The following is a 5,977-nucleotide window of genomic DNA, read 5'->3' as shown; positions in this document are numbered from 1 at the left end:
GAAAACACCCGACCGCCCCGACCGGCGACACCGCGTAAAGCTTGCGCAGGTCGAGCCGGGCCGAAGGCACAGGCGTCGGGGCCGGGGTGGGCGTAAGGCTCAGCGGGACGATGGAGAGGCAGATCAGGATCGCCACGATCAGAAAAAGCGTGACTTCCAGCGTGTCCGACGCGTTGACCAGCAGTTGTCCGATCATCGTCACGATATTGCTGACCACGATATAGGCCGACAGAATGCGCCCCCGGTTGGTGTTGGAGGAGGCATCGTTCAGCCAGCTTTCGGCCACGATGTACAAGACCGCCAGACAGGCCCCGCTCACCACCCGCAGCAGGCCCCAGATCAGCGGATCGATATAGAGCGGGAACGCGAGGATGGTCGCGGTGAGCAAGGCGGTCAATCCGGCAAAAACGCGTACATGCCCCACCGCGCGGATCAGCTTGGGCCCGATGAAACACCCAAGGGTGAAGCCCCCGAAATAGGCGGTGCCCAACAAACCGATCAGCGCGGCGGAATATCCTTCCTGCCCCGCCCGGATGGGCAACAGGGTCTGAAACAGCCCGTTCCCGGCAAAGAGCAAGGCGGCACAGATCAGGATCGTCACGATCGACACCAGCGACGACGTTTGCTGTGGCTGCGTCATCGAAGGTGCCTTTCTATGATGGCGCATGCGCGACAGGGCGATGCACCTTCGGATTTCCGGGGAAGCCCGGGCTGCGGAACCTAGTGTTCGAAACCCGGGCTAACCTAGCGTTGATAGATAACCGGAAACCAGTCTTCGCGCAAAACCTGCCCCGGCGTCATGTCATGGCCCGGAAACGGTGGGGATGTCGGGCCCGGGCGTTCCACGTACCGCGCGTCATCGCCAAGCAGGCGCAGCGAAAAGGCGCGGCGGCGCGTTTCGGTGGTATTGCCCCGGGCGCCGTGCAGCGTGCCATAGTGAAAGGCGACGGCATCGCCCGGCTCCATCTCCCACTCCTTGACCTCCATGCCTTCGGCATCGGGGTCGGGCACGGCCATGTAATCGTCCTCGTTCGGGTAAAAGCTCGTCTCCGCCAGCCAGCGGGTCGGCAGTACCGGCTTTTCCCACGCGTGGCTTCCCGCGACGCAGCGCAGGCTCGCGCCCTTGACCGGGTCCATCGGCGACCAGAAGCTGACGTTCTGCCTGCCCTCCACGAAGTAATAGGGCCCGTCCTGATGCCACGGCGTCGCCTTCGAGGTGCCCGGTTCCTTGACCAGCACGTGATCATGGAAAACCTGCACGCGGTTCGATTGCATCAGATCGGCGGCGACCTCGGCGGCGGGGGAATTGCGGATCACCTCCTCGAACTCGGGGATGCGGGTCCAGTTGCAGTAATCGTCGAAGAACCGCCCGCCTTCGCCTTCTTTCAGGTTCTCGGCCGCATAGGGGCCGGGGTCGTGCATGTTCCGCTCTATCCCGTTGCGGATGGTATCCACGTGATCGGCGAACAGGCCCTTGATCAGAACGACGCCGTCGCGCTGGAAACTGTCGATGTGGTCCTGACTGAGAAGTGCATGCATGGGCTGGATCCTCCTTTGCCACCGGTGATACGGGAGGTAGGATTTAACGTCTAATAATATCTAACGATAATATTATTAGTGTGATGCTATATATAACTCTGCGCCAATACGAATACCTCGTCGGGGTCGCCGATACGAAAAGCCTGACCCGCGCGGCCCAGCTGTTGCACGTGTCGCAGCCGTCTTTGTCCGTTGCCATCACCCGGGTAGAACGGCGACTGGGCCAGCCCATCTTCCTGCGCGGGAAGGGCGCCGCGATCGAGATCACACCGTTCGGCCACCGCGTTCTCGCCAAGGCGCGGGGGGTGCTGGAACTGGCCAGCCGGATCGAACAGGAGGATGCGGCTGCGACGCCCTTCGTGCTGGGGTGTTTCGAGGACATCGCGCCATGGTATCTGGCGCCCGCCCTCGACCGATTGAAAAGCCGTTTTACCGATCTGCGCATCGAGGGGCGTGAGGGAAGGTTTACCGATATCGCCGACGCGCTGACCACCGGGCGTATGGATGTGGCGATTTCATACGACGTCGGCTTCGCGGGCAAATTCAGACGACGCAGGTTGAGGCAGGTGAGCCCCGTGGCGTTCCTGTCGACCGACCACCCGCTGGCAACAGAAACGCGGCTGGAACTGACCGATCTGATCGACCGTTCCGTGATCCTATTCAGGGAAGGCCAGTCCGAAGGGTTCATGAATGAGCTCTTCGAACGGATGCAGATCGCGCCGGACATCTGCAGCAGGGTCGCCTCACTCGAAGTGATGCGTTCGATGGCCGCCCATGGAACGGGGATCGGCGTCAGCTATACCTATCCCCCCGGCGATACGAGCTATGATGGCAAACCGCTTGTGACCCTTCCGATCGTCACCCCGGAGGCAAAGGCCGATATCAGCCTGATCTGGTCAGAGCACCGGCAGGAGTGCGAGGGTTTCGCTGCACTCCTCGATTGCCTGTCGGGCTTGCCGTAAAGGGCGGGAGTTCAGGCGATCTACCCGGGTGCGACCGCCGAACGCGGGCAGGACGCCTCATTCCCTAGTCAAACCGGCGCTAAAACCACAATTATAAATACGTATTATCATAATCTTGTACGTTTTCTAATTTTTTATAAAAAATCATCTTGATTTGAGGCCCTTTTGGCGCAACCCTGCCCAAAGCCGGGAATCGGAGTGCAACTTCACAGGCCAGCATCGTCCGTTCGGACCTTCGTTCACTCAAATGGGAGAAAATCGATGAAACCAATTTTCGCATGGGGCAGTGCTGCGATCCTGTCCTTGACCGCCGCGTTTCCGACCATGGCAGAAACCCTGCGGCTGGCCGGCAATTTCCCCGTCGAACATTCCAGCTCGGTCGCCATGGAAAGATTTGCCGAGGCCGTCGCCGAAAAGACCGGGGGCGCCCTGACCGTGGAAACATTCCCGGCCATGCAGCTTGGCGGCGCGAAGGAGAACGTGGATCAGGTGCGCTCCGGCGTGGTCTTCGGCACATGGATCGGATCGGCCTATCTGTCGCGCACGGTTCCGGAGCTCGAAGCGGTTTCGTTGCCCTTTGCCTACCCGGACCGTGAAACCGCCTTCCGCGTCATCGACGGTGCAGCGGGCGAGGTGCTTGAGGAAAAGCTGGCGGAACGCGGCTTTGTCCCGCTGGGCTGGATGGAACTGGGCTCGCGCAACGTGACGAACTCTGTCCGCCCGATCGAGACGGTAGAGGATTTCGAAGGCCTCAAGATCCGCCTGCAGCCGAACGAGACCCACCTCGCCACCTTCCGCGCGGTCGGTGCCAATCCGGTATCGATGGGTATTTCCGAAGTCTATTCCGCACTGCAGCAGGGCGTGCTGGACGGTCAGGAAAACCCCTTTGCCATCATCGCATCGCGCAACTTCAACGAGGTGCAGACCTACCTGTCGGACAGCGGGCATTTCTTCGACTACATCGTGCTGGTCGCGAACAAGCGCAAGTTCGACCGCCTGCCCGAAGACCAGCAGAACGCGGTGCGCGAAGCGGCTGCCGAAGCGATTGCCTGGCAGCGTGAGACAGCGGCAACAGAGGACGAGGCCTCCCGTCAGGCGCTCATCGACGGGGGCATGACCTTTACCCCGCTGAGCGATGAGACAAGGGCCGCCCTGCGGGAGCGCAGCCAGCCTGTGATCGGTGAGCTGAAAGAGCGCATCGGTGGCGATCTCATCGACCTCGTACTTGAGGAGGCGGCCGCGAAATGAGCGCCGCCGCCGCGACACCGGCCGTCCCCAAGGGGCGGTCGGCCTTCGTGCGGGCCCGCCGCGCGCTGGAGCATCTGGATCACGTCACAAGTTTCGCGGTGATCGGTGCCATGGCGGTGATGACGGTGCTCGTCGTGACGCAGGTGGTTTTTCGCTACGCGTTTTCGGCGGCGATAGACTGGTCCGAAGAGGTCGCGCGCCTCGCCTTTGTCTGGGCGATCTTCCTCGCGATACCGCATGGCATTCGCCGGGGCGTCCATGTGGGTATCGACGCGCTCGTGGTCGTGTTTTCGGATGTCTGGCAGGAAAGGCTCTTTCGTCTCTCGGCCATACTCTCTGCGGTGCTGATGGGGGTGATCTTCTGGTTCGCCTGGCAAGTCACCGTCTACACCTGGCCCGAGATGATGCCGACGCTGAACCTGACCGCCGCCGTCTATTACGTTGCCGTCCTGCTCGCCGCCGTTCACAGCGTGTTCCACCTGCTGCTGCTGGCATGGGGCGGGCGCGAAACCTGGAGCCATGAGGCATCGCTATGACACTTGCCGTCATCGTTATCTTCTTCACCTTCGCGCTTTTGGGCATGCCGCTGGCCTTCGCGCTGGGTCTCGCGTCGTTGGGTGGTCTTCTGGCGGGGGGCATCGAACTCAGCGTTCTGCCGCAAAGGATGATGCACGCGGTCGACAGTTTCCCGCTGATGGCGATCCCGCTTTTCATGCTTGCGGGCGAACTGATGGTCCGGGCCGGCATCATGAAGCGGATGATCGATTTCGCCAATGCGCTGGTCGGGCGGCTTCATGGGGGGCTGGCGCATGTGGCCATCGTCGCGGGCATGATGCTGGCCGCGGTCTCGGGCGCCGCTGTCGCCTCGGCCTCGGCGCTGGGGTCGACCCTCGTTCCCGCGATGCGCAAGACCTATGACGACGGCTATTCCAGCGCGGTGGTGGCGTCCGCTGCCAACCTCGGCGCGATCATCCCGCCGTCCAACGCGATGATCGTCTATGCGCTGATGGCCGGGTCCACGGTATCCGTGGGCGGGCTGTTCATGGCCGGGGTGGTGCCGGGTATCCTGCTGACAATCGGCTTCATGGCCGTGGCATCGCTTTTGTCGGTCCGGCGCGGGTTCAAGCTGACCGGTGATCCGTTTTCGATACGCACCGCTTTTGTAGAGGCTTATCGCGCGCTGCCCGTGCTTGCCATGCCGGTGGTTGTCGTCGGCGGGATCGTGGGCGGCGTCTTTACCCCGACCGAAGGGGCGGGCATCGCCGTGGCCTATGCGGTGATCGTCGGATTTTTCGTGACCCGGGAACTGAAGCTGAGCGATCTGGCCCCGGCGCTGTTCCAGGCGGCCATCGGGGCTGCTATGGTGGGTGCTCTTATCGCCTTTGCTGCGGGTGTGACCTTCCTTTTCACGATCGACATGGTGCCCGCGATGATGGCTGATTTCCTGCAGTCGGTCAGCCAGAACCCGATGGTGTTCCTCGTCCTTGTCATGACCTTCCTGATCGCGGTGGGCATGTTCATTGAATCGAACGCCGCCTACATCATGCTTGTCCCGCTTTTCGCCCCGGTGGCCAGCGCCTTCGGTATCGACCCGCTGCTGTTCGGGTTCCTGTTCGTGTTCAACCTTGTGATCGGAATGATGACACCGCCCGTCGGCGTGGTCCTCTTCGTGATGAGCGGGATTACCCGTGTCGCGATGGGGGACCTGATCCGGAACGTCTGGCCCTATGTCGCCGTCCAGTATGCCGTGCTCGTCCTGTGCCTTTTGTTCCCCGGCATCGTCACCTGGCTTCCCCGGCTGCTTGGCTACTGATCGAGTAAAGAGAAAATGATGAAAATTCTTCTGATCAACCCCAACACGACCCAAACACTGACAGATCTTCTGGATGAGGCGGCGCGTTCGGTCCTGCCCCCTGACGCGACGCTGGACAGCGTGACCGCCGAGGTGGGTGTTCCCTATATCTCGACCCGGACCGAAGCCGTGATCGGCGCTGTTTCGGTGTTGGAAATATTGGCAGAAAAACACGCCGACTACGATGCCGCCATCGTCGCCGCCTTCGGCGATCCGGGCCTTGGTGCCGCTCGGGAACTTTACGACATGCCGGTGGTCGGACTGGCAGAGGCGGGGATGCTGACCGCGTGTATGCTGGGCGGAAAGTTCTCGGTCGTAACTTTCGCGCAGGCTCTGGGCCCTTGGTATCAGGAATGCGTGGATTGGCATCGGCTGG

The 5,977-nt window shown here is 61.8% G+C and carries 7 protein-coding genes; 5 read left to right on the top strand and 2 right to left on the bottom strand.

Going from position 1 to position 5,977, the window contains the following annotated elements; translation table 11 throughout:
* Positions 1–640: MFS transporter (locus A3764_RS15535; protein ID WP_150122214.1), on the bottom strand; the 640-nt coding region annotated here is incomplete at its 3' end.
* A 104-nt stretch (positions 641–744) separates the two neighbouring features.
* Positions 745–1,539, bottom strand: a complete 795-nt coding sequence (locus A3764_RS15530) for a phytanoyl-CoA dioxygenase family protein (RefSeq protein WP_067922831.1) — start codon at positions 1,537–1,539, stop codon at positions 745–747.
* An 83-nt stretch (positions 1,540–1,622) separates the two neighbouring features.
* Here A3764_RS15530 and A3764_RS15525 point away from each other — a divergent pair, with 83 nt between their 5' ends.
* The 5 genes from A3764_RS15525 to A3764_RS15505 form a co-directional block, all read left to right on the top strand.
* Complete coding sequence (locus A3764_RS15525) at positions 1,623–2,501, top strand: LysR family transcriptional regulator (RefSeq protein WP_067925710.1); 879 nt, start codon at positions 1,623–1,625, stop codon at positions 2,499–2,501.
* 261 nt (positions 2,502–2,762) lie between these two features.
* A complete protein-coding gene (locus tag A3764_RS15520; RefSeq protein ID WP_067925707.1) occupies positions 2,763–3,749 on the top strand; it encodes a TRAP transporter substrate-binding protein in 987 nt (328 codons plus the stop codon).
* Complete coding sequence (locus tag A3764_RS15515) at positions 3,746–4,285, top strand: TRAP transporter small permease (protein WP_067925704.1); 540 nt, start codon at positions 3,746–3,748, stop codon at positions 4,283–4,285. Before A3764_RS15520 ends, A3764_RS15515 begins: the two co-directional genes overlap by 4 nt.
* Positions 4,282–5,562 (top strand): TRAP transporter large permease, encoded by a 1,281-nt coding sequence (locus A3764_RS15510; protein ID WP_067925701.1) that lies wholly within the window; start codon positions 4,282–4,284, stop codon positions 5,560–5,562. The genes A3764_RS15515 and A3764_RS15510 overlap by 4 nt, the downstream gene beginning before the upstream one ends.
* Positions 5,563–5,577: 15 nt before the next feature.
* A partial coding sequence (locus tag A3764_RS15505) for an aspartate/glutamate racemase family protein (protein WP_236628215.1) occupies positions 5,578–5,977 on the top strand: 400 nt, incomplete at its 3' end.

It is taken from the genome of Sulfitobacter sp. HI0129 (assembly GCF_001635395.1).
Taxonomy (GTDB): Bacteria; Pseudomonadota; Alphaproteobacteria; order Rhodobacterales; family Rhodobacteraceae; genus Sulfitobacter.
This window is presented reverse-complemented; position numbering and strand designations above follow the sequence as displayed.